The 22,895-nt window shown below is 59.4% G+C and carries 19 protein-coding genes; 15 read left to right on the forward strand and 4 right to left on the reverse strand.

Annotated elements, in window-relative coordinates; translation table 11 throughout:
* Window positions 1-187: 187 nt before the first annotated feature.
* The 6 genes from M5B43_RS02075 (at window position 188) to M5B43_RS02100 (ending at window position 9,230) form a co-directional block, all read left to right on the forward strand.
* On the forward strand, window positions 188-970 hold the full coding sequence (locus M5B43_RS02075) for a class II aldolase/adducin family protein (RefSeq protein WP_248748567.1): 783 nt from the start codon (window positions 188-190) through the stop codon (window positions 968-970).
* Window positions 970-1,872 carry an alpha/beta hydrolase gene (locus M5B43_RS02080; protein WP_248748568.1) on the forward strand — a complete coding sequence of 301 codons (903 nt, stop codon included), beginning with the start codon at window positions 970-972 and terminating at the stop codon, window positions 1,870-1,872. Before M5B43_RS02075 ends, M5B43_RS02080 begins: the two co-directional genes overlap by 1 nt.
* A gap of 118 nt (window positions 1,873-1,990) precedes the next feature.
* Window positions 1,991-2,902, forward strand: coding sequence for an SDR family oxidoreductase (locus tag M5B43_RS02085; RefSeq protein WP_248748569.1), 912 nt, complete (start codon window positions 1,991-1,993; stop codon window positions 2,900-2,902).
* 483 nt (window positions 2,903-3,385) lie between these two features.
* A complete protein-coding gene (locus M5B43_RS02090) occupies window positions 3,386-5,176 on the forward strand; it encodes a DUF1302 domain-containing protein (protein WP_248748570.1) in 1,791 nt (596 codons plus the stop codon).
* Window positions 5,177-5,203: 27 nt separating this feature from the next.
* Complete coding sequence (locus M5B43_RS02095) at window positions 5,204-6,562, forward strand: DUF1329 domain-containing protein (RefSeq protein WP_248748571.1); 1,359 nt, start codon at window positions 5,204-5,206, stop codon at window positions 6,560-6,562.
* Window positions 6,563-6,728: 166 nt separating this feature from the next.
* Window positions 6,729-9,230, forward strand: a complete 2,502-nt coding sequence (locus M5B43_RS02100) for a LuxR C-terminal-related transcriptional regulator (RefSeq protein WP_248748572.1) — start codon at window positions 6,729-6,731, stop codon at window positions 9,228-9,230.
* On the opposite strand, the gene M5B43_RS02105 is transcribed toward M5B43_RS02100, so the two are convergent.
* A complete protein-coding gene (locus M5B43_RS02105; protein WP_248748789.1) occupies window positions 9,227-10,099 on the reverse strand; it encodes an AraC family transcriptional regulator in 873 nt (290 codons plus the stop codon). The two genes, M5B43_RS02100 and M5B43_RS02105, sit on opposite strands and share 4 nt — an antisense overlap.
* 136 nt (window positions 10,100-10,235) lie before the next feature.
* Here M5B43_RS02105 and M5B43_RS02110 point away from each other — a divergent pair, with 136 nt between their 5' ends.
* Window positions 10,236-11,147 carry a DMT family transporter gene (locus M5B43_RS02110; protein WP_248748573.1) on the forward strand — a complete coding sequence of 304 codons (912 nt, stop codon included), beginning with the start codon at window positions 10,236-10,238 and terminating at the stop codon, window positions 11,145-11,147.
* 48 nt (window positions 11,148-11,195) lie between these two features.
* Here M5B43_RS02110 and norR read toward each other — a convergent pair whose 3' ends face one another.
* Complete coding sequence (gene norR, locus M5B43_RS02115; protein ID WP_248748574.1) at window positions 11,196-12,740, reverse strand: nitric oxide reductase transcriptional regulator NorR; 1,545 nt, start codon at window positions 12,738-12,740, stop codon at window positions 11,196-11,198.
* 147 nt (window positions 12,741-12,887) lie between these two features.
* Here norR and hmpA point away from each other — a divergent pair, with 147 nt between their 5' ends.
* The 8 genes from hmpA to queC all read left to right on the forward strand — a co-directional run bounded on the left by hmpA (window position 12,888) and on the right by queC (window position 21,167).
* Window positions 12,888-14,069, forward strand: a complete 1,182-nt coding sequence (gene hmpA / locus M5B43_RS02120) for an NO-inducible flavohemoprotein (RefSeq protein ID WP_248748575.1) — start codon at window positions 12,888-12,890, stop codon at window positions 14,067-14,069.
* Window positions 14,070-14,238: 169 nt separating this feature from the next.
* The gene (locus M5B43_RS02125; protein WP_248748576.1) at window positions 14,239-14,745 is read left to right on the forward strand and encodes a disulfide bond formation protein B; all 507 of its coding nucleotides are present in this window, start codon (window positions 14,239-14,241) and stop codon (window positions 14,743-14,745) included.
* Between the two features lie 792 nt (window positions 14,746-15,537).
* Window positions 15,538-16,479, forward strand: a complete 942-nt coding sequence (cyoA, locus tag M5B43_RS02130; protein ID WP_248748577.1) for a ubiquinol oxidase subunit II — start codon at window positions 15,538-15,540, stop codon at window positions 16,477-16,479.
* 3 nt (window positions 16,480-16,482) lie between these two features.
* Window positions 16,483-18,501 (forward strand): cytochrome o ubiquinol oxidase subunit I, encoded by a 2,019-nt coding sequence (cyoB, locus tag M5B43_RS02135; RefSeq protein ID WP_248748578.1) that lies wholly within the window; start codon window positions 16,483-16,485, stop codon window positions 18,499-18,501.
* 3 nt (window positions 18,502-18,504) lie between these two features.
* Entirely contained in the window at window positions 18,505-19,131 is a 627-nt protein-coding gene (locus M5B43_RS02140) for a cytochrome o ubiquinol oxidase subunit III (RefSeq protein WP_123714348.1), read from the forward strand.
* On the forward strand, window positions 19,131-19,466 hold the full coding sequence (gene cyoD / locus M5B43_RS02145; RefSeq protein ID WP_248748579.1) for a cytochrome o ubiquinol oxidase subunit IV: 336 nt from the start codon (window positions 19,131-19,133) through the stop codon (window positions 19,464-19,466). The genes M5B43_RS02140 and cyoD overlap by 1 nt, the downstream gene beginning before the upstream one ends.
* Before the next feature lie 11 nt (window positions 19,467-19,477).
* The gene (gene cyoE / locus M5B43_RS02150) at window positions 19,478-20,365 is read left to right on the forward strand and encodes a heme o synthase (protein WP_003194050.1); all 888 of its coding nucleotides are present in this window, start codon (window positions 19,478-19,480) and stop codon (window positions 20,363-20,365) included.
* Window positions 20,366-20,468: 103 nt separating this feature from the next.
* Window positions 20,469-21,167 (forward strand): 7-cyano-7-deazaguanine synthase QueC, encoded by a 699-nt coding sequence (gene queC, locus M5B43_RS02155; RefSeq protein WP_248748580.1) that lies wholly within the window; start codon window positions 20,469-20,471, stop codon window positions 21,165-21,167.
* A gap of 98 nt (window positions 21,168-21,265) precedes the next feature.
* Here the strand turns inward: queC and M5B43_RS02160 are convergent, their stop codons facing one another.
* Both M5B43_RS02160 and M5B43_RS02165 read right to left on the reverse strand, forming a co-directional pair.
* Complete coding sequence (locus tag M5B43_RS02160; protein WP_248748581.1) at window positions 21,266-22,144, reverse strand: queuosine precursor transporter; 879 nt, start codon at window positions 22,142-22,144, stop codon at window positions 21,266-21,268.
* Window positions 22,131-22,736 carry a helix-turn-helix transcriptional regulator gene (locus tag M5B43_RS02165; RefSeq protein ID WP_248748582.1) on the reverse strand — a complete coding sequence of 202 codons (606 nt, stop codon included), beginning with the start codon at window positions 22,734-22,736 and terminating at the stop codon, window positions 22,131-22,133. Before M5B43_RS02165 ends, M5B43_RS02160 begins: the two co-directional genes overlap by 14 nt.
* Window positions 22,737-22,895 lie beyond the last annotated feature (159 nt).

Below are 22,895 nucleotides of genomic sequence, written 5' to 3' on the forward strand. Positions count from 1 at the left end.
CACGGCCTTTGCCATGCCGGTGTCTTCTGACCTCGGCGGCGCTTTTCTGGCATGGATATGTACTATTCTGATGGCTGACTCGCTCAGTCATCAAGCTGGCTGCGAAGGAAACTCCTTGCGCCATGGCGTCTGACTAGACTGGCTCATCACTTAAGAAACTAAGAAGTGCGCCCAGGAGGTCGTTGCCGTGAGCCTAGCCACCGTTCAATCGCCACAGAATGTCAAAGACCGGGTCAGCGCTGCCGAATGGCAAACGCGTGTCGACTTGGCCGCCTGTTATCGCCTGGTGGCGATGCACGGCTGGGATGACCTGATCTTCACCCATATTTCGGCCAAGGTACCGGGCACCGAAGACTTTCTGATCAACCCGTATGGGCTGATGTTTCACGAGATCACTGCATCGAGCCTGGTCAAGGTCGACCAGGCCGGGCACAAGCAAATGGACAGCCCCTACGAAATCAACCCCGCGGGCTACACCATCCATAGCGCTATCCACGAGGTGCGCCACGACGTTACCTGCGTGCTGCACACCCATACGGCCGCGGGTGTGGCCGTTTCCGCGCAAAAGCAGGGCGTCTTGCCCATCAGCCAGCAATCGCTGTTTGTGCTGTCGAGCCTTGCCTACCATGCCTATGAAGGCGTGGCGCTGAACCACGAGGAAAAAGCCCGCTTGCAGGCGGACCTCGGTGAACGCAACTTCCTGATGCTGCACAACCACGGTTTGCTGACCTGTGGCGGCACCATTGCCGACACGTTCCTGATGATGTTCACCTTCCAGCGTGCCTGCGATATCCAAGTACTGGCGCAAAACGGCGCAGCCGAACTGATCACCATCGAGCCGCACATTCTGGCCGGCGCCAAAGCGATGGTGGCAGCTGTCACAAAGAGCGCCCAAGGTATGGGAGGCGCGTTGGCGTGGCCGGCGTTGTTGCGCAAATTGGACAGTCAGGACCCCGGGTATAAAAGCTGATGCCACTCGCCGAGATACCGCTCAGGGCCTGGCGCAAACGCGGCCAGGACTTCGTCTTTCGTGGCCGCACCGTGCGTTACTGGGTGGCCGGGCAGGGCGAGCCGCTGCTGCTGATCCATGGCTTTCCCACGGCCAGCTGGGATTGGCATTACCTGTGGCAACCCTTGGCCCAGCGATATCTGGTCATCGCTTGCGACATGCTCGGCTTCGGCGACTCAGCCAAGCCGCTGGATCACGACTATTGCCTGCTGGAACAAGCGGACTTGCAACAGGCGCTGCTCGAACACCTGCGGGTGGAGCGGCCGGTGCACGTCTTGGCCCATGACTACGGCGACAGCGTCGCTCAAGAATTATTGGCCCGGCATTACGAGGGCCGGTTCCAGATGGCAAGTGGCGTGTTCCTCAACGGCGGGCTGTTTCCGGAAACCCATCGCCCAGCGCTGGTGCAAAAGTTATTGCTCAGCCCCTTGGGCTGGATGATCGGCCGGGCCTTTGGGCGAAACGCCCTGGCCAACAGTTTCAACCAGATCTTCGGCCCCCATACACGGCCCAGTGAAAGTGCCCTGGATGATTTCTGGAGCCTGATCAACTGTAACGACGGCCCGCGCATCCTCCACAAGTTGATCGCCTACATTCCCCAGCGCCGTCGCCTGCGCGAGCGCTGGGTGGTGGCGATGCAGCGAGGTGACGTGCCACTGCGAGTGATTGACGGCGAGGTTGATCCTATTTCCGGCGCGCACATGGTGGAGCGCTATCGCCAATTGATACCTCACGCCGACACGGTATTACTGCCGAATATCGGCCACTACCCGCAGATCGAGGCACCGGTTCAGGTGCTCAAGCATTACCAGGCGTTTCGTGAGCGTATTGGCCAGCCGTCGCCGCGTGCCATCTACTCCTGAGTCACTCAATCATCCTGCTGCCTTATCAAGCACCATTCAGCCTCGGCCGTCTTTATTGTGACCAAGGCCACTGTGCCTGACACTCTGCCTATTCCCATTGTCGCCAGCGGAGTTCGGTATGAGTCAGTCAGTGCAGTTCCAGGATAAGGTCGTGATCGTCACCGGTGCGGGCGGTGGATTGGGCCGGGCCCATGCGCTGTTGTTCGCCAAATACGGGGCCAAAGTACTGGTTAATGATCTAGGCGGCTCAACCCAGGGTGAGGGGGCCAATGCCTCGGCGGCCGACCGCGTGGTGGCGCAGATTCGTGAGCTGGGTGGAACCGCCGAAGCCAACCATGACTCCGTCACTGACGGCAACAAGATCGTACAGAACGCCCTCGATGTGTTTGGTCGCATCGACGTCGTGGTGAACAACGCGGGCATCCTGAGGGACAAGACCTTTCACAAAATGGACGACAGCGACTGGGACCTGGTTTACCGAGTGCACGTCGAAGGCGCCTACAAAGTCACCCGCGCCGCCTGGCCTCACCTGCGTGAGCAAGGTTATGGCCGGGTGATTTTTACCGCGTCCACCTCCGGCATCTACGGTAACTTCGGCCAGTCCAACTACGGCATGGCCAAGCTTGGCCTGTATGGTTTGACCCGCACGTTGGCGCTGGAAGGGCGCAAGAACAACATCCTGGTTAACGCCATTGCCCCCACCGGTGGCACGCGCATGACCGAAGGGCTGATCCCGCCGCAGGTGTTCGAGCGCCTCAAGCCGGAACTGGTCAGCCCATTGGTGGTGTACCTGGGCAGTGAAGCCTGCCAGGAAACCTCGGGTTTGTTTGAAGTGGGCGGCGGCTGGATCGGCAAGACCCGTTGGGAGCGCAGCCTGGGGGTGGGGTTTGATCCCGAAGCCGGTTTCTCGCCGCAGGATGTGGCGGCGCACTGGCAGCAAATCTGTGACTTTGAAGGGGCCGCTCATCCCAGGGACAATATCGAGGCATTGAAGGAGATGATGGCCAACTTGCAGAAGTTCAGCCTCTGATCGTTGCTGGAAAAATAGTGAATCCTGCGGGGCGTCGATGACGCTCCGTTTTATTTTGGGCATAAAAAAGGCCGCTGCAAAAGCAGCGGCCGAAGCAAGACGTTGGATCAAGGAGCGATAAATCAACGTCGGTGAACACGGGTAACAGACTGAATACAGGAGACAATCCGTCGAAATTCAGCTTTTCCACCCGCGGGTGGAACGGGCCGTTTGCCCTGAAAGCCCAGTAAGAATAGTCGGTTGTAACAGAATGAGTAATAGCAGTTCAGGACAATGACTGTTACAGAACTGGCAACAGTGAGTGCCGGTGCCATCGATCCTTCTGATAACGCGCCATCCACTCAATCCATGACCCCCGCGCAACGCCCGGCCAGCGCGTCGTTCATCCTTTCGGGCGACAACACAAATACCTCCTTGGTGCGCTTATCGCTCCCGATACACGGCAGTAGGGTGGGGCCTTCTGTCACTCACCGGGGAAGACGCATGACAAAAACAACAATGCGCGCCATCTTCACGCCGCAGGCGCTGGCCACTGCGGTTGCCTTGGGCTGCTGTGCCCAGGCACAGGCTGTTTCGTTCAACCTTGGCGAGATCGAAGGGCAATTCGATTCCTCGCTGTCGGTGGGCGCCAGTTGGGGCATGCGCGATGCCGACAAGAAACTGGTGGGCATTCCGAATGGCGGCACGGGGCAAGCGTCTACCGGGGATGACGGGCGGCTGAACTTCAAGAAGGGCGAGACCTTCTCGAAGATTTTCAAGGGCATTCACGACCTGGAGCTCAAGTACGGCGACAGCGGTGTGTTTGTGCGCGGCAAGTATTGGTACGACTTCGAACTGCAGGACGAAAGCCGCGAGTTCAAGTCGATCAGCAACAACCACCGCGACGAAGGCGCACGCTCCTCCGGCTACGAATTGCTCGATGCGTTCGTGTATCACAACTACTCCATCGCCGACCTGCCGGGCAACGTGCGTGTCGGCAAGCAGGTGGTGAGTTGGGGGGAGAGTACGTTTATCGGAAACTCCATTAACAGCATCAACCCCGTCGATGTTTCGGCTTTTCGCCGTCCGGGTGCGGAGATCAAGGAAGGGTTGATTCCGGTGAACATGCTGTTCGCCTCCCAGAGCCTCACCAACCAGCTGACGGTGGAAGGCTTCTACCAGTTGAACTGGGAAAACACCGTGGTGGATAACTGCGGTACGTTCTTCGGTAACGATGTGGTGGCCCATGGTTGCAACAACAACTACACCGTGGGCAGCCCGGCGATTGCGCCCTTGCAGCCCGTGGCTGCAGCGTTTGGCCAGGGGTTCCAGGTCACCCGTGAAGGGGTTGTGGTGCAGCGTGCCAAGGACCGTGACGCCCGCGACGGAGGCCAGTTTGGCGCAGCGTTGCGCTGGCTTGGCGATGACACCGAATACGGCCTGTACTTCATGAACTACCACAGCCGTACACCCACCGTGGGCACCCTTACGGCCAACACCAACCTGGCGACTATCGGCCGCATTATCAACACCGCCAACGCCATTGCCCCAGGTTCAGGCGCGGGCCTGGCCCAGAGCACGATGCTTGGCCGTGGCCAGTATTACCTCGACTACCCGGAAGACATCCGCCTCTACGGCGCCAGTTTTTCCACCACCTTGCCCACCGGCACAGCGTGGACCGGGGAAATCAGCTACCGCCCGAATGCGCCGGTACAGCTCAACACCACTGACCTGACGCTGGCCTTGGTCAATCCGATTGCCGGCAATACCGCATCACCGATCAGCAGCTCGTTCGGCGCCGACAATGCCGGCTATCGGCGTAAGGAGATTACTCAGATCCAGAGCACCATGACCCAGTTCTTCGACCAGGTGCTGGGCGCCGAGCGCCTGACTCTGGTGGGCGAAGCGGCCTTTGTCCATGTCGGCGGGCTGGAAGCCAAAAGCAAGCTGCGCTACGGCCGCGACTCGGTGTACGGCGCCTACGGCTTCGGCGGTGACACCGACGGTTACGTCACCGCCAACTCGTGGGGTTATCGCGCCCGGGCGATCCTCGACTACAACAACGTGTTTGCCGGGGTGAACCTCAAGCCCAACCTGTCCTGGTCTCAGGACGTCAGCGGTTACGGGCCTAACGGGTTGTTCAACGAAGGCGCCAAGGCCATCAGCGTGGGGGTGGATGCGGACTACCGCAACACCTACACCGCAAGCCTGAGCTACACCGACTTTTTTGGCGGTGACTACAACACCCTGACCGACCGCGACTTTATCGCCCTCAGCTTCGGCGTGAACTTCTGATCTGGTTTTAAAGAAGGACAAGACCCTATGCGTAAGATGATTGCAGTGATGGCGCTGAGTTTACTGGCCGCCAACGTGATGGCGGCGGTTTCGCCCGAAGAAGCCGCCAAGCTCGGCACTACCCTGACCCCGGTGGGTGCCGAAAAAGCCGGCAACGCCGAGGGTTCGATCCCGGCCTGGACCGGGGGCATCCCGAAAAACGCCGGTGCGGTGGACAGCAAAGGTTTTCTCGCCGACCCCTTCGCCAATGAAAAGCCACTGTTCGTGATTACCGCCGCCACGGTGGACAAGTACAAGGACAAGCTCTCCGACGGCCAAGTGGCAATGTTCAAGCGCTACCCCGAGACCTACAAGATCCCGGTGTACCCGAGCCACCGCACGGTCAACCTGCCGCCAGAGATCTATGAGTCGATCAAGCGCAGCGCGTTGAACGTGCACGCGATCAATGATGGCAACGGCCTGGAAAACTTCACCGGCAATCGTTACTACGCGTTCCCGATTCCGAAGAATGGTGTGGAGGTGCTCTGGAATCACATCACCCGATACCACGGTGGTAACCTGCGCCGCATCATCACCCAGGCCACCCCGCAGACCAACGGCAGCTACACGCCGATCCGCTTTGAAGAGGAAGTGGCGGTGCCGCAACAGATCCCGGACATGGACCCGGCCAAGGGCGCCAACGTGCTGACTTTCTTCAAACAGTCGGTCACAGCGCCGGCACGCCTGGCGGGTAACGTGCTGCTGGTGCACGAAACCCTCGACCAAGTGAAGGAGCCGCGCCTGGCCTGGATCTACAACGCCGGCCAGCGCCGTGTACGGCGTGCGCCGCAAGTGGCCTACGACGGGCCGGGTACTGCCGCCGACGGCTTGCGCACCTCCGACAATTTCGACATGTTCTCCGGCGCGCCAGACCGCTACGACTGGAAGCTGGTGGGCAAGAAAGAGATGTATATCCCCTACAACAGCTACAAACTGGATTCGCCGACCCTCAAGTACGACGACATCATCAAGGCCGGGCATATCAACCAGGACCTGACCCGCTATGAGCTGCACCGGGTGTGGGAAGTGGTCGGCACCGTCAAGCCGAGCGAGCGGCACATCTATGCCAAACGCCACATGTACATCGATGAAGACAGCTGGCAAGTCGCGCTGGTGGACCACTACGACGGCCGTGGCCAACTGTGGCGCGTCGCCGAAGGCCATGCGCAGTTCTACTACGACCACCAGGTGCCGGCCTACACCGTGGAAACCCTGTACGACATCATCGCCGGGCGCTACATCGCCCTGGGCATGAAGAACGAGGAAAAGAGCAGCTTCGTGTTTGGCTTTGCGGCCAAGGCGGCGGACTACACCCCGGCGGCGTTGAGGTCCGCGGGCGTGCGCTGATCTTCAGTTGAAAAGCCATCAAGCGGTGGGAGGGCGCAAGCTCGCTCCCACCTTGGGTTTTGTGCATGCCCTTCAATCAGTGCGCTGAATACTTCTTCAACAACCGCCAACCTCAGGGATAGGGTAGGCGTCAGGTTGCATAACAATAAAAAAGCAGGATGCAGCAATGACCGCCATGACTCGCTGCCTGGACCGTCCTGGATTCATGCCACGGCTGTCCGCTCATCATCTGTCGCGCCCGCGTCTGGCCGGGCCTTTGCTCGCGGCGCAGGCGCGTGTGAAGTTGCTGTGCGCGCCGGGCGGCAGTGGCAAGAGTGCACTGCTTGCCGAGTGTGCGTTGCAGGCCCCTTCGGGGTGTCGGGTTCATTGGTTGGCGCTCAATGGCGTGGCCCTGAGCCCGGTGGAGCTCTGCCGGCGCCTGGCGCAAAACCTCGGGCTGGTTTTTACCGATGAAGCCACGTTGCTGCTGGATCTGGGCCGTTGGCAACACGTGACGTGGTTATTTCTCGATGACTTCTGTCGCCTGCCGACCCCCGAGCTGGATGCGTTGCTCGACCGGCTGCTCGCGGCTAGCCACCCGGCGCTCACCTGGTGGCTGGCCGCGCGGCGGCGGCCGGCGTGCAACTGGTCGAGGCTGCGGCTCGACGATGAGTTGTGGGAGTGCGCAAGTACTGAACTCGCCTTCAACGCTGCGGAAATCCAGGCACTGCTGGGGCCAGAGCACAGCATCGATAGCGTCATGCAATTCAGCGCCGGCTGGTGCGCCGGGGTGCGCATCGCGTTGCTCGGCGACGGTCACCCTGACAAGACCTTGCTCGACTACCTGGAGCACGAACTGTTCAGCAGCTTGCCGACGGAGTTGGCTGAAGCCTGGCGCGTGCTGGCCCACCTGCCCCGTTTCAACCCGAGCCTGTGTGGGCACCTGTTCGGCTTTGGTGACGGTGACCAGTACGTGCGGGCGCTACAGGCACTCGGTGCGTTTATCCAGCCCTGGGAAGACACCACCGATTGGCTGCAAGTCTTTCCACCGCTGGCGCGATTGCTGCGAGAAGAACCCTGGCCGGCCAAGCGTTCCTGGCACCGTCGCGCGTGCCAGTGGTTCAGTGCCGAGCGCGACTGGCAAGCCGCGTTCGAACAGGCGCTGTTGGCGCAAGAATATGAGGTAGCGGTAAGCCTGTTGCAGCACTTCAGTTTTGAAGATCTGTTCCGCCAGCAAAATGCCGTGCTGCTGTTACACCTGCACGAGCAGCATGGCGATGAATTGATGCTCGGCTCGGCGCAACTGGTGGGGCTGGTCACGGCGACGCTGTTGTTTGCCGGGCGGTTTGAACAGGCGGCGCTGTGCATCGACCAGTTGGCGCGCTTTACCCCGCAGCCGACCGCCGCTGAGCAGCGCTACCTGTTGGCCCGCTGGCAGGCACAATGGGGCTGGCTGCTGCATTTGAGCGGCGATGCCGGGCGCTCCCGCGAGCATTTCCTCGAAGCGCTGCAAGCCTTGCCTGATCACGCCTGGACCTCACGCCTGATGTGTCTTTCGGGTTTGACTCAACAAGCCCTGCTGCGCGGTGAACTGGATACCGCCCAAGCCTTGAGCCGAGAGGCGCTGTGCCTGGCCCGTGCCCACGGCTCGCTGGTATTGGAGGCCCTGCTTGAGCTGGACCACGCCCAATTGCTGGAACAACGTGGCGCGCCTTACCGGGCGCAAAGCCTGCTGGAAACCGTACAGGCAATGCTGCTTGAGCAGCGGCTCAAGGCCGGGCCGTTGGTGGGGCGCATTGCCCTGCGGCGTGGGCACCTGGCCTTGCGGCAAGGACACGACGCATTGGCTGCCGAGTGTTTCGAGGCCGGCTTGAAGTTGTGCGGGCACAGCCAGGACAAGCGTGTGCTTTACGGGTTTCTTGGCCTGGCGCTGCTGGCGGCCAATCGTGGCGATTACGCCCAAGCCTTTATCCAGTTGCGCGACGCCGAGCGCCTGATGCAGCAGCGCCATGTGCCAGACACGGTGTATCGCGCAGTGCTGCTGTTGGTCAGTGGGCATTTCTGGTTGCAGCAGGGCCGTGCCGAATTGACGGTACAAGCCGTGCGCCGGGTATTGCGTCATTTCCGTGGGCCACAGGCGCGCCAGGCGCCACCGGCCACGCTGGAGTTGGTGCCGCGCCTTGAGTATCTACTGGTGTTGGCCGAGGTGAAGCTGGGCTGTGCTGAACACCCTGTCGCGCGGCTCACAGCGTTGCTCGACGCGACTCGGCAACGCGGCATGCTGTGCCTGGAAACCGAGTTGCACCTGGTGCTGGGGGAGGTGGCTTGGCAGCTGGGTGATTCGACTATGGCCCGGCGCGCACTGCAAGCCGGCCTGGCGTTGGCCGAGCGTTGCCAGGTGCAGCAGGCGATTCGGGAACTACGTCTGCGCTCGCCTGGGTTGTTGAGTGAACTGGGCCTGGAGGCTCAGGTGGTGCACACCGGCGCGATGCAAAACCCGCTGAGCCAGCGCGAGCTGGAAGTGTTGCAGTTGATCGCGCTCGGCAACTCCAACCTGGAAATCGCCGACCGGCTGTATATCTCCCTGCACACCGTCAAGACTCACGCGCGGCGCATCCATAGCAAACTCGGGGTGGAACGGCGCACCCAGGCGGTGGCCAAGGCCAAGACGCTGGGCCTGATGGCTTAGGCGAACGCCTGGCGGTATTCCCCGGGCGTCGCGCCCATGGCCTGGCGAAAGCGCTGGTTAAAGTGGCTGGCGCTGGAGAAACCGCACATCCAGGCAATTTCGCCCAAGGGCAGGACACTGCTGCGCAGCAGGGTCTGTGCTCGTGCCAGACGACGCGCCAGCAGGTACTGATGGGGCGGCAGGCCGAAGCTTTGCCGGAACATCCGCGCGAAGTGGTATTCCGACAGCGCGCACAGCCCGGCCAGTTGGCCGAGGCTGACAGGGTCTTGCACATGGTGGTCGATGTACTCCACCAGCCGCCGCCGCTGGTGTGCGGCCAGCCCGCCTTTGAACCGTAGCCCGTCGCGGGCGCCAACCTGGCTGAGCAGGGTGTGACTGAGCATTTCATGCGCCAGGCTACTGGTCAGCAGGCGCTCGGCGGGCTCCTGCCAGTTGAGGCTGACTAACTGGTGAAAGCGCCGGGCCTGGCCGGCGTCTTCCAGGAAGGTGCTTTCGCGCAATTGCAGTTCGCGTGGCTCACGGTCGAGCAGGGTGACGCAGCCAAGGGCAAATTGTTCCGGGCTGAAATACACGTGGGCCAAGCGAATCTCGCCATTGATCACCCAGGCCGACTGGTGCTCGGCGGGCAAGATGCACAGCTTGTCGGGGCCGCCCTTGGTGCCGGGGCGGTCGCGGCGAAACGTGCCGGTGCCGCCGCCGATGTAGCAGGACAACGTGTGGTGGCTGGGCGCTTGGTAATCCTGGGCGTCGTGGTGGTTGCTCCACACGGCCGCAGACAAGCCGTCACCGAGCTCGGCGCAGGCTTCCAGGCGTGCGTTGGGCGAGCGGTTGAGGGATTGAAAGACTTGCAGGGATTCCAGCTCTGGCATGGTGTGTTCTCCGACGTCTTGCATCCTACTCCCCGCGGCTGACGCTGTGATCCCGTCGTGCGACAAAAGCGCAAGAATCTGCAAACGGTCGGCGCGCAATGAGGGCAACACTGTGGCTCAATCGACGGAGCCCGCTATGAACCTATTCCTGTATTTACTCACGGTGCTGATCTGGGGCACCACCTGGATCGCCCTCAAATGGCAGCTGGGCGTGGTGGCGATTCCGGTGTCGATCGTTTACCGCTTCGGCTTGGCTGCGCTGGTGCTGTTTGCGTTGTTACTGCTCAGCCGCACATTGCAGGTGATGAACCGGCGCGGGCACCTGATCTGCCTGGCCCAGGGGCTGTGCCTGTTCTGCGTCAACTTCATGTGTTTCCTCACCGCCAGCCAGTGGATTCCCAGTGGCCTGGTGGCGGTGGTGTTCTCCACGGCGACCTTGTGGAACGCGCTGAACGCGCGCGTGTTCTTCGGCCAGCGGGTTGCCCGTAACGTCTTGATGGGCGGCGCTCTAGGGTTGTTGGGGCTGGGCTTTTTGTTCTGGCCGGAACTGGTTGGGCACACCGCCAGCCCGCAGACCCTGCTTGGCCTGGGCCTGGCGTTGCTGGGGACGATGTGTTTCTCGGCAGGCAATATGCTGTCGAGCCTGCAACAGAAGGCCGGGCTCAAACCGATGACCACCAATGCGTGGGGCATGGCCTACGGCTCGGCGATGCTGGCGACCTATTGCGCGGTGCGCGGCATTCCGTTCGAGATGGATTGGAGTGCACGCTACATCGGCGCGCTGTGGTACCTGGTGATCCCGGGCTCGGTGATTGGTTTTACCGCCTACCTCACCTTGGTTGGCCGCATGGGGCCGGAGCGGGCGGCGTATTGCACGGTGTTGTTCCCGGTGGTGGCGTTGAATGTGTCGGCATTTGCCGAAGGTTACCAATGGACCGCGCCGGCGTTGGCGGGACTGGTGTTGGTGATGTTGGGGAATGTGCTGGTGTTTCGTAAGCCCAAGGCACCTGAGGCTGTGAACCCCATCTTTAAGGTAAAGCAAATCTAATGCGGGAGGGGTGTAGAACCCCTCCCACTTTTGACCGAGTCGTCTGGGTTATTTGAGGCCCAGGCGCTTAGCCATCCTGCCCAGGTTGGCGCGGTCCAGGCCCAGTTCGCGGGCGGCACCGGCCCAGTTGTGTTGATGGCGTTCCAGGCAAGCGCTGATGAGCTGGCGTTGATAGTGCTCGGTGGCCTGGCGCAGGTCGCCGGTGACCGTGAGGGCGGCTTCGGCCTGGGCTTCTATCACGGGGGCGCTGACGTCGGGCAGGTCGAGGTCCTGGGCGCTGAGGCTGAGGATCTTCGGCCGCTCGCGCGCGCTACCCAGGGCTTTGAGCGCGCTGCGCCCGATCAAATGCTCCAGCTCCCGCACATTCCCCGGCCAGTTGTACGCCAGCAGCGCCGCCTGGGCATCGGCGGTCAGGCGCAAGCTGCCCAGGCCCATGCGCGAGCGGTTCTGTTCCAGGAAGTACCCTGCCAAGAGCAGCACATCCCGCCCGCGCTCACGCAGCGCCGGCACTTGCAGCGGGTACACGCTCAAGCGGTGGTAGAAGTCGGCACGGTAGCGACCGTTGCGCACGGCTTCGGCCAGGTCGCGGTTGGTCGCCGCGATCAGGCGCACGTCCACTTGGTGCTCCTTGTCCGAGCCCAGGCGTTGCAATTGGCCGCTTTGCAGGACACGCAGCAACTTGGCCTGCACCGTCAGCGACAACTCGCCCACTTCATCCAGAAACAAGGTGCCGCCATTGGCCAGCTCGAACTTGCCCCGACGCTCATTCAATGCGCCGGTAAAGGCGCCGCGCACATGGCCGAACAGCTCGCTTTCCACCAGGGTTTCGGGCAACGCCGCGCAGTTGAGGCTGATCAGCGGCTTATCCGCCCGGGGCGATGCTGCGTGGATCGCCTGGGCGACCAGCTCCTTGCCCACACCGGTTTCGCCGGTGATCAGCACCGTGAGATCGCTGCCGCCCACCAGGTTGATCTCTTCCACCAGGCGCTTGTGGCTTTTGCTCTGGCCGATCATTTCCTTGTGCTGCTGGCCGCTGGCCTGGCGGTAGATTTCGGCGCGTTGGTGTTCGTCTTCGGCCCGCAGTGCCAGGCGTTCGATGCGTTCGGCGACAGTGACCGTGGCCGCTGCCAGGCTGGCGAAGGCTTGCAGGGCCTCCAGTTCGACCCGTTCAAAGCGCTCGGTGTCGAGGGCGTCCAGGGTCAGCAGGCCCCAGGTTTTGTCGTCGATAAACAACGGGCAGCCCATGCAGTCATGCACTTCCAGATGGCCGTGCAGGCCACTGACCAAGCCATCGTAGGGGTCGGGCAGTTCGCTGTCGCTGTCAAAGCGGGTGGGGCCAGGGCTGCTCAGCAGCACGGCAAAGCGTGGGTGTTCGCTGACCTTGAAGCGCCGACCCAGGGTGTCGGGGCTCAAACCATCCACCGCCAGGGGCACCAACCACTCACCGTCCAGGCGCAGTAAGGCGGCGGCATCACAGGGTAGCAGGGCGCGCATGGCTTGCAGCAGGCGCCGATAACGCTCGCCTTCGGGCAGTTCGCGTGACAGGTCGGCAACCAGTGGCAGCAGGGTGGTGAGCAGCGATTGTGCAGTCATAATGACTCCTTGTAGTCCTTAGGACTATAAGGTGTAGGAGGTTATATTGACTACAATGTATTTAACTTATTGAAAAATAACGATTTATAAGTTGGCACGATTACTGAGTACTCAAGGTAATCCGTAAAAAGACCCAGGAGTCTTCCCATGCTAAGTGCCCAAGACCGTGCCATCGTCAAATCCACTGTGCCCCTGCTGGAAAGCGGCGGTGAAGCGTTGATCACGCATTTCTACCGCATGATGCTGTCCGAATACCCTGAAGTACGCCCGCTGTTCAACCAGGCCCACCAGGCCAGTGGCGACCAGCCTCGCGCGTTGGCCACCGGGGTATTGATGTACGCGCGGCATATCGACCAGTTGGACCAATTGGGCGACCTGGTCGCCAAGATCATCAACAAACACGTGGCGTTGCAGATCCTTCCGGAGCACTACCCGATCGTCGGCACCTGCCTGTTGCGGGCCATTAGCGAAGTGCTGGGCAGCGAGATTGCCACCCCCGAGGTGATGAACGCCTGGGGGGCCGCGTATGGCCAGTTGGCGGACATCCTGATCGGTGCCGAAGCGGCCATCTACGACGAAAAAGCCCAGGCGCCGGGTGGCTGGCGTGGTGCGCGGCCGTTCGTTCTGGTCAAGCGGGTGGAGGAGAGCGACGAGATCATCTCGTTCTATTTCGCCCCGGTGGACGGCGGCCCGATCCTCGCTGCTACGCCAGGCCAGTACATTGGCCTGAAGCTGGTGCTGGAGGGCGAAGAAGTCCGCCGCAACTATTCTTTGTCGGCCTTGACCGATGCCGGGTTGTACCGCATCAGCGTCAAGCGCGAGGCGGGCGGGCGGGTGTCCAGCTACCTGCATGACCAGATGCCGGTCGGCGCGACCCTTGACCTGTTCCCACCTTCGGGCGAGTTCACCCTGGCCGCCAGCGATAAACCACTGGTGCTGATCAGCGGTGGCGTCGGCATCACGCCCACCTTGCCGATGCTTGAGGCGGCCCTGGCGACCGAGCGTGCGGTGCACTTTATCCACTGCGCCCGTAACGGCGGGGTGCATGCGTTCCGTGACTGGGTAGACGCGCTGGCGGCCAAGCACCCGCAGCTCAAGCGCTTCTACTGCTATGCCGAAGATGACGGGATAAGCCCGGCAGCGGACAAGGTCGGCCTGCTGAGCCAGGAGCAACTGGCGGCCTGGTTGCCTGCAGAACGGGATATTGATGCTTACTTCCTGGGGCCCAAAGGCTTCATGGCGGCGATCAAACGTCACCTGAAGGCATTGGGTGTACCCGAGAAGCAGGCGCGCTATGAGTTCTTTGGCCCGGCTGCGGCGCTGGAATGAGCTCGTCGTAGCAACACTGTCCCAATGTGGGAGGGGGCAAGCCCCTGCCACATTGGGTGCTCTATTTTTCCTGATTAATCCCCTGTTAACCGCCTTCTGTTTTAACCATCCCCTGTGTGTAAACTTGCGGCCATCAGGCACAACCATAATCGGGTAAAGGGATACGGGGATGAATGACGAAATGCGTTTGGGCAGGGAGCGGCGCTTTCTGGTGTTGCTGGGCATCATCTGCCTGGCGCTGATTGGCGGGGCGCTGTACATGCAAGTGGTGTTGGGCGAGGCACCGTGCCCGCTGTGCATCCTGCAACGCTATGCCTTGTTGTTGATCGCAGTGTTTGCGTTCATCGGCGCCGCCCTGCGCTCCAAGGGGGCGGTCACGTTCTTTGAAGGGTTGGTGGTGCTCAGCGCCTTGGGGGGCGTAGCGGCCGCCGGTCATCATGTGTACACCCAGTTCTTCCCCCAGGTCAGCTGCGGTATTGATGTGTTGCAGCCGATCGTCGATGAGCTGCCCCTGGCCAAGGTGTTTCCCCTGGGCTTCCAGGTCGATGGCTTTTGCAGCACGCCTTATCCACCGATCCTGGGCTTGTCCTTGGCGCAGTGGGCGCTGGTAGCGTTTGTACTGACGGTGATTCTGGTGCCCCTGGGCATCTATCGGAATCGTCGATCTAAAGCCTGAGCCTGTTCGGCACGGCGCCCCGGTCTTCCTTGAGTGAAGGCCGGGGCGTTTTTGTTTGTAGGGATTTGTGAAAGCGCCGTGATGAGGGGCAATTTAAGGTGTGCGCGGCATGCGACATGTTGTCACACGGAGGCTGCCGCAGGAGGTTTCTGACCTGCTGGATCGGCCATTAAATTTGCACCCGGCGCGTAAATTGTGCTGTCAGTTCGTGGTTGGATCGACACCATGAAGTGCGTGAGGTTCCAGCGCTTGGGTGATGTCTGAATGCCTTGTTTTATGGGGACTTGGATCCGTTTGCCATGCCCTTACAAGCCGTAAGGGAAGTGGCGGCCGGCTCAATAACACGGCAATTTTTGTGGTTTTTGTTGAGAATCGAACACGATAAGATCGCGAACCTTTGCAAGAATGGTGAAGGATTGTTGCTCGAATCGATAAAAATTATTTCTTTATAAGACATGGTTTATACATCGCTAGCTAACTACAATCGCCCGCACTGAATGTCCGGTGCTGTTCAATCTTTGAGCATTGGAGCGGTCGAGGAGCAGATGGAAGGCTCTGTGCGACCCCAGGTTCCGGCAGCCTTTCAACTTTCCGCACCAAATGGAATTGGTCTGTAACAAGGCCTTTAACCACGAAATCGAATAAGAACTCACTGCAGGTCCGTGAAACGTACAGTTATGACGTGGCGGGCAGGCTCTTATTCAATCGAAGAGAAATGCCAACCCTTGGCAGGGTGAAGTGTTGGCGATCAAAACCCAACTGCATTGCGCAAGCTGCTTTAGAGGTCGTGAGATGAGTAAAAACAGGTACCCCCGATTACTAGGCTTTTTGCCGCTGCTTGGCATGATGTTAATGCTGGGAGGCTGCAAGTGGACCTTGCTCGACCCAAAAGGACAGGTCGGTCTGGATGAACGAAACCTGATCATCACCGCCACCCTGCTGATGCTGCTGGTTGTGGTTCCTGTGATCGTGATGACTTTCGCCTTCGCCTGGAAATACCGCGCGTCCAACACCAGCGCGACCTACGCGCCGAAGTGGTCGCACTCCACCAAGATCGAAGTCGCGGTGTGGCTGGTCCCGATCCTCATCATCATTGCCCTGGGTTATGTGACCTACAAGTCCACCCACGCACTGGACCCGTACCGTCCGCTGGAATCCGACGCCAAGCCGGTCAACATCGAAGTGGTTGCGCTGGACTGGAAGTGGCTGTTCATCTACCCGGACCTGGGTATCGCCACCGTCAACGAGATCCGCTTCCCGGAGCACACCCCGGTTAACTTCAAGATCACCTCCGACGCCGTGATGAACTCGTTCTTCATCCCTGCACTGGGCGGTCAGATCTACGCGATGGCAGGCATGCAGACCAAGCTGCACCTGATCGCCAACCAGAAAGCTGAAATGGAAGGCATCTCCGCTAACTACAGCGGCGCTGGCTTCACCGGCATGAAATTCAAAGCGATCTCGACGAGCCAGGAAGATTTCGACGCCTGGGTAGCCGAAGTCAAGGCCGCACCTAAACAGCTTGATCAAGCTGAATACGAAGCCCTTGCCAAACCAAGCCAGAACAACCCTGTCGCTCTGTACTCCACGTACACGCCGGACCTGTTTCAGAAAATCGTCGACAAGTACGAAGGTATGAAGCCAGGCAAGCCGGTCAAGCACGAGAAGAAAGAAGTGGCCGTGGTTGAAGGTTCTGATACGGGCTCGCATTCAACTGCTGGGGCAGAGGAGTAAACGATGTTTGGTAAATTAAGTTGGGATGCGGTCCCGTTCCACGAGCCGATCGTGATGGTGACCATCGCCATGATCGCGCTGGGTGGTCTGGCACTGTTTGCGGGTATCACTTACTTCAAGAAGTGGACCTACTTGTGGACCGAGTGGCTGACTTCGGTCGACCACAAGAAAATCGGCGTCATGTACGTCATCGTTGCCATGGTCATGCTGCTGCGTGGTTTTGCCGACGCCATCATGATGCGTACCCAGTTGGCCATGGCCACCGAGGGTTCGCCTGGCTACCTGCCACCTGAACACTATGACCAGATCTTCACCGCTCACGGTGTGATCATGATCATCTTCATGGCGATGCCATTCTTCACCGGCTTGATGAACCTTGCCTTGCCGCTGCAGATCGGTGCGCGTGACGTTGCCTACCCGTTCCTGAACTCCCTGAGCTTCTGGCTGCTGGTATCCGGTGTTGTGCTGATCAACATTTCCCTGGGCGTCGGCGAATTCGCCAAGACCGGTTGGGTTGCGTATCCGCCACTGTCGGGCATTCAGTACAGTCCGGGCGTGGGTGTGGACTACTACATCTGGGCGCTACAGTTATCAGGGCTCGGGACGACGCTAACGGGGGTCAACTTCCTGGCCACCGTTCTGAAGATGCGCGCCCCTGGCATGAAACTGATGGACATGCCGATCTTCACCTGGACCTGCACCTGGGCAAACGTCCTGATCGTGGCTTCGTTCCCGATCCTGGCCGCTACCATGGCGCTGCTGTCGCTTGACCGTTACCTGGATTTCCACATTTTCACCAACGAACTTGGTGGCAATCCAATGATGTACGTGAACCTGTTCTGGGCATGGGGTCACCCTGAGGTGTACATCCTGATCCTGCCAGCGTTCGGTATCTTCTCTGAAGTGATCTCGACCTTTACCGGCAAGCGCCTGTTCGGTCACCACTCGATGGTCTACGCCTCCGGCGCGATCTCGATCCTGGGCTTCATGGTTTGGCTGCACCACTTCTTCACCATGGGTTCGGGGGCCAGCGTCAACGCCTTCTTCGGCCTGGCGACGATGCTGATTTCCATCCCGACAGGGGTGAAGCTATTCAACTGGCTGTTCACCATCTACCACGGTCGCCTGCGTATCACCAGCCAGGTTCTGTGGACCCTGGGCTTCATGGTGACCTTCGCCATCGGCGGCATGACCGGCGTACTGCTGGCCATCCCGGGTGCTGACTTCGTACTGCACAACAGCCTGTTCGTGATCGCTCACTTCCACAACGTGATCATCGGTGGTGCTGTATTCGGTTACATCGCTGGTTTCGGCTTCTACTTCCCGAAAGCGTTCGGCTTCAAGCTGCACGAAGGCTGGGGCAAGGCTGCATTCTGGTTCTGGATCTCGGGCTTCTTCGTCGCGTTCATGCCGCTCTATGCACTGGGCTTCATGGGCATGACCCGTCGCCTGAACGCTACCACCAACCCTGAGTGGGTGCCGTACCTGTACGTCGCCATGTTCGGTGCGGTGATGATCGCTGTGGGTATCGCCTGCCAACTGATCCAGCTGTATGTCAGCGTGCGTGATCGCAAGCAGAACATGTGCGAATCCGGCGACCCATGGAACGGCCACACCCTGGAATGGTCGACCTCGTCGCCACCTCCGTTCTACAACTTCGCTGTGATTCCTACTGCGAACACCATTGATGCGTTCACCGAAGCCAAGGAAGACGGTACTGCGTACCAGAAGCCTAAGCACTACGAACCGATCCACATGCCAAACAACACCGCCACCGGCGTGGTGATGGGCGGCCTGCTGACTGTGTTCGGTTTCGCGATGATCTGGCACATCTGGTGGCTGGCAATCGTGAGCCTGGTAGGCACTATCGGTTACTTCATCATTCACGCTGCCCGTGATGATCAAGGCTACATGGTGCCGGTCGAGACGATCGAACGCATCGAAGCCGAGCAGCACGCTCGCCTGGTAGCCGAGAAGAAGATCCCGGCCAACCGTGTAGAAACCTCGTTGGAACAGGCTTAAACCATGTCGAACTTAGTGACCAATGCTGGACACGCCCATGTCGATGACCATGGGCACGATGACCATCACCACGACTCGGGGCCAATGACCGTCTTCGGTTTCTGGCTCTACCTGATGACCGACTGCATCTTGTTTGCGTCGATCTTCGCGGTGTACGCGGTACTGGTAAACAACACTGCCGGTGGCCCGTCGGGCCACGACATTTTCGAACTGCCTTACGTGCTCGGCGAAACCGCCTTGCTGTTGTTCAGTTCGATCACCTACGGCTTCGCCATGTTGGCCTTCTACAAGGGCAACAAAAAAGGCGTACTGAGCTGGTTGGCACTGACCTTCCTGTTCGGCCTGGGCTTCATCGGCATGGAGGTCAACGAGTTCCACCTGCTGATCTCCGAAGGCTACGGCCCGCACCGTTCCGGCTTCCTGTCCGCGTTCTTCACGCTGGTAGGCACCCACGGTCTGCACGTATCTGCCGGCCTGCTGTGGATGGCGGTGATGATGTATCAGGTCAATAAGCACGGCCTGACCAACACCAACAAGACTCGCCTGAGCTGCCTGAGCCTGTTCTGGCACTTCCTGGACGTGGTCTGGATTTGCGTATTCACCGTCGTCTACTTGATGGGGACTCTGTAATGGCTAATGCACACTCCCATGACAGCCATGATGCGAGCCACGGCAGCGTAAAGTCTTACGCTATCGGCTTCATCCTGTCGGTAATCCTGACCCTGATCCCCTTCGGCCTGGTGATGTACCCAACCTTGCCCAAGTCCATCACCTTGATGATCGTCCTGGCGTTCGCGGTGATTCAGGTTCTGGTTCACCTGGTGTACTTCCTGCACCTGGACCGTTCGCAGGCCCAGCGTGAGAACGTGATTGCGTTCGTGTTCGCAGGCTTGGTGATCGTTCTGCTGGTTGGTCTGTCGCTGTGGATCATGTTCAGCATCCACACCTACATGATGGCGAAGTGAGGTAAGACCCGATGTCGCTTAAGCACTTTATCCAAATCACCAAACCGGGGATCATTTTCGGTAACGTGCTTTCTGTGGCGGGCGGTTTCTTCCTGGCCTCCAAGGGACATGTCGATCTGGCCATCTTCCTGGCGGCAATGATCGGTACGTCCCTGGTGGTTGCTTCCGGTTGTGTCTTCAACAACTGCATCGACCGCGACATTGATATCAAGATGGAGCGCACCAAGAATCGCGTGCTGGTCCAGGGCCTCATCTCCCTGAAACTGGCACTGATCTACGCGACCGTCCTGGGTGTTGCCGGTGTAGCCCTGTTGTACAAGGTGGCCAACCCGTTGGCGGCGCTGTTTGCCGTGATCGGCTTTGTCATCTACGTCGGCCTCTACAGCCTGTACCTCAAGCGCAAGTCGGTTCACGGCACGCTGGTGGGCAGTCTGTCGGGGGCGATGCCGCCGGTGATTGGTTATGTGGCTGTAACCAATAGCTTCGACATGGCCGCGCTGACGCTGCTGGTGATGTTCAGCCTGTGGCAGATGCCGCATTCCTACGCCATTGCGATTTTCCGCTTCAACGACTACCTGGCTGCTTCGATTCCGGTATTGCCGGTCAAGCGTGGTATCCAGGTCGCCAAGAAACACATCCTGCTCTACATCCTGGCCTTCCTCGTGGCGACCTTGATGTTGACCTTCAGTGGCTACGCCGGCATGAGCTACCTCGCCGTCGCTGCCGCCATGGGCATGTACTGGTTGTACATGGCCTGGACCGGCTACAAGGCGGTGGATGACACTGTCTGGGCGCGCAAGCTGTTCGTGTTCTCGATCTTCACCATCACCGCGCTCAGCGTGATGATGTCCCTGGATTTCCAAGTGCCCAAAGAGCTGTTGCTGACCTACGCTCACTGAGTGGTCGTGCAGTGAAAAACCCCGCCTTCGAAAGAAGCGCGGGGTTTTTTTTGGCGTGGGCTTTAAACTATTGCCGAATTCGATAAATGCAGGAAGCAAAGTGATGAGTAAAAAAGCCGTTGTGGTATTCAGTGGCGGGCAGGATTCGACCACCTGTTTGATCCAGGCGCTGCCGCTGTATGACGAAGTGCACTGCATTACCTTTGATTATGGCCAGCGCCATGTGGCGGAAGTCGAAGTCGCCCGCCAGCTTGCCCAACAGCTGGGGGCCACGGTTCACAAAGTGATGGACGTGTCCTTGCTCAATGAGCTGGCCATCAGCAGCCTCACGCGTGACAACATTCCCGTACCGACGGTGAACAGCTCAGGTGAAAGCCTGCCGAGCACCTTTGTGCCGGGGCGCAATATTCTGTTCCTGACCTTGGCGTCGATCTATGCCTATCAGGTCAAGGCCGAGACCGTCATTACCGGCGTGTGCGAAACCGACTTCTCGGGCTACCCCGATTGCCGGGATGAGTTCGTCAAGGCGCTGAACAAGGCGCTCGAACTGGGCATGGAATACCCGCTGCGCCTGGACACTCCGCTGATGTGGCTGAACAAGGCCGAGACCTGGGCACTGGCCGATTACCACGAGCAGCTGGAGCTGGTCCGCCACCAGACGCTGACCTGCTACAACGGCATCATCGGCACGGGCTGTGGCGACTGCGATGCGTGCAACCTGCGTGCACGGGGCTTGAATGAGTATCTGCAGAACAAGGCGGATGTCATGAAGCGCTTGAAGCACACGTTGCAGTTGAAGTAACTAGACCCAAAAGTAGGTCGAGGTCTCCCTGATGCGTGGAGATTGAGATGTGGGAGGGGGCAAGTCCCCTCCCACAGAAGAGGCATCAGCCAATAGGCTCAAGTGCTGGAGCTGGTCAGGTAGCGCTTGAACAGTGAGCGCGCGCCGTACGCGGGCAAGATATTGAAAAACGCAAAGCCCACTTTGATCGCGATCTGCACGTAGATCATGCTCAGGATATCGCTGGTCTGCATGGCACCGTAGAAGGCAATAAAGCAAAACAGGAAGCTGTCGATAATGACCGCAAAGAAGGTGCTGAGAAAAATACGCAGGTACAGGTATTTGGAATTGGTCAGTTCTTTGATCTTGCACAACAGGTAGGAGTTTATGTTCTCCGACACCAGGAACGAGATCGAAGACGCGATCAGCACGGACGATACTTGCAGGATGACGTCGTTATACGGTCCATCCAGTTTCCAGCCCGGCAGCCCTGGCAGGAAGGTTGAGCCGTAGAGCAGGATGATGATCATCGCGTTACTGACAAACGCAAACATAATGGCCCGCCGCGCCAGGCGCAGTCCGAAATTCTCGTTGAGCAGGTCCACGATCAGGAAGGTCAGCGGGTACAGAAATGTGCCGGGCGTGACGATGATGCCCAGCGACTCCAGGTAAATGGGTTTGGTCGCCGCGATGCTGGTGAAGATATAAAACGTGAACAGCAGCAAGTTCAGGATGATGTAGATCATCCAGGAGTTTTCATTGCGGTCATTGATATCGTAGGCGGTGAGTGTCTCCCCCTGTGAATAGAACTTTTTGTACACGTTCTTAACTTCCATTTTATTCAGGTTGTCCAGAATTTCGCTGTTGAGTACTTCACTCAGCTTGATCTTGATGACCTTGCCTGTGGCGATCACCATGATCACCGCCAGGCGCTTGTCATTTTCAAACCCCAGCAGTTTGTATTTGCTGTTTTCAATGCCGCCTTCATACGTTGTCATTGAAGCGCTCCTCAAGGATGTCGCCGATGACACACAGGCGGTTGGAGTTCGCACAGGGTTCAAGGGTAATGAACAGCTTTTTGGTCGCGCGGTCGTACACCAGCTTTTCTTTGTCGTTGCTCGAGGAGCCTTTCTGAACGATCAGCAAGTCGCCCGGTTCATTGAGGCCGGGGATCGCGTGTTCCAGGCGTACGCCGATCAAGTTGCAGGAGGTGCCAAAGTAGTAAGTCAGCGGATAGAGCGTGGCCAGTTCGCCAATGCGCTTGTCCAGGTTCTGCATTACCAGGCTTTCCTTGAGCACCGGCACCGCCGCAGGGTTCATATTGCCCTGAGGGGAAACACTGCTCTCGATGGTTTCCTTGGCTTCAAAATTGAGCGTCTCGATTTCATCGTAAGAGACGCCGAAGAAGTCAGAGATTTTGCGCACGGTCGACTGCTGTACGTTGACGACCTTGCCTTCCAGGATGTTGTAGATGGTGGTCCTGGTCAGGCCGGCGGCACTGCATAACGAAAGCTGCGTTTCACCACGACTTTTGATCAAGTACTTGATGTTGCTCTTCAAGTGCTCGGTTTTTTCCCGTCTGTGTATCAAGTGCTCACCACTTCCTTTTAGCCATCAGTCCATTTACCGGCGCAACCCACCCTTGCGGTTCGCGGCGGCGCGAGTGTTGCACGCGTCAGCCCCAACAATAAAGTCCTGAGTGCAGGGTTTCCACTGGTTGAAGGCAAATTGTGGGTTACTTGCTGAAAC

The sequence above is a fragment of the Pseudomonas sp. MWU15-20650 genome (assembly GCF_023242475.1).
Lineage (GTDB): Bacteria > Pseudomonadota > Gammaproteobacteria > Pseudomonadales > Pseudomonadaceae > Aquipseudomonas.

What these genes read in the sequence shown, in the direction of transcription:
- M5B43_RS02105 (WP_248748789.1), bottom strand. Translation starts at nt 10,099, where the DNA reads ATGCCAGAGCTGGAATCCCTGCAAGTCTTTCAATCCCTCAACCGCTCG.
- M5B43_RS02080 (WP_248748568.1), top strand. Translation starts at nt 970, where the DNA reads ATGCCACTCGCCGAGATACCGCTCAGGGCCTGGCGCAAACGCGGCCAG.
- M5B43_RS02100 (WP_248748572.1), top strand. Translation starts at nt 6,729, where the DNA reads ATGACCGCCATGACTCGCTGCCTGGACCGTCCTGGATTCATGCCACGG.
- cyoD (WP_248748579.1), top strand. Translation starts at nt 19,131, where the DNA reads ATGGCTAATGCACACTCCCATGACAGCCATGATGCGAGCCACGGCAGC.
- M5B43_RS02160 (WP_248748581.1), bottom strand. Translation starts at nt 22,144, where the DNA reads ATGACAACGTATGAAGGCGGCATTGAAAACAGCAAATACAAACTGCTG.
- queC (WP_248748580.1), top strand. Translation starts at nt 20,469, where the DNA reads ATGAGTAAAAAAGCCGTTGTGGTATTCAGTGGCGGGCAGGATTCGACC.
- cyoB (WP_248748578.1), top strand. Translation starts at nt 16,483, where the DNA reads ATGTTTGGTAAATTAAGTTGGGATGCGGTCCCGTTCCACGAGCCGATC.
- M5B43_RS02090 (WP_248748570.1), top strand. Translation starts at nt 3,386, where the DNA reads ATGACAAAAACAACAATGCGCGCCATCTTCACGCCGCAGGCGCTGGCC.
- norR (WP_248748574.1), bottom strand. Translation starts at nt 12,740, where the DNA reads ATGACTGCACAATCGCTGCTCACCACCCTGCTGCCACTGGTTGCCGAC.
- M5B43_RS02140 (WP_123714348.1), top strand. Translation starts at nt 18,505, where the DNA reads ATGTCGAACTTAGTGACCAATGCTGGACACGCCCATGTCGATGACCAT.
- M5B43_RS02095 (WP_248748571.1), top strand. Translation starts at nt 5,204, where the DNA reads ATGCGTAAGATGATTGCAGTGATGGCGCTGAGTTTACTGGCCGCCAAC.
- M5B43_RS02125 (WP_248748576.1), top strand. Translation starts at nt 14,239, where the DNA reads ATGAATGACGAAATGCGTTTGGGCAGGGAGCGGCGCTTTCTGGTGTTG.
- cyoA (WP_248748577.1), top strand. Translation starts at nt 15,538, where the DNA reads ATGAGTAAAAACAGGTACCCCCGATTACTAGGCTTTTTGCCGCTGCTT.
- hmpA (WP_248748575.1), top strand. Translation starts at nt 12,888, where the DNA reads ATGCTAAGTGCCCAAGACCGTGCCATCGTCAAATCCACTGTGCCCCTG.
- M5B43_RS02110 (WP_248748573.1), top strand. Translation starts at nt 10,236, where the DNA reads ATGAACCTATTCCTGTATTTACTCACGGTGCTGATCTGGGGCACCACC.
- M5B43_RS02085 (WP_248748569.1), top strand. Translation starts at nt 1,991, where the DNA reads ATGAGTCAGTCAGTGCAGTTCCAGGATAAGGTCGTGATCGTCACCGGT.
- cyoE (WP_003194050.1), top strand. Translation starts at nt 19,478, where the DNA reads ATGTCGCTTAAGCACTTTATCCAAATCACCAAACCGGGGATCATTTTC.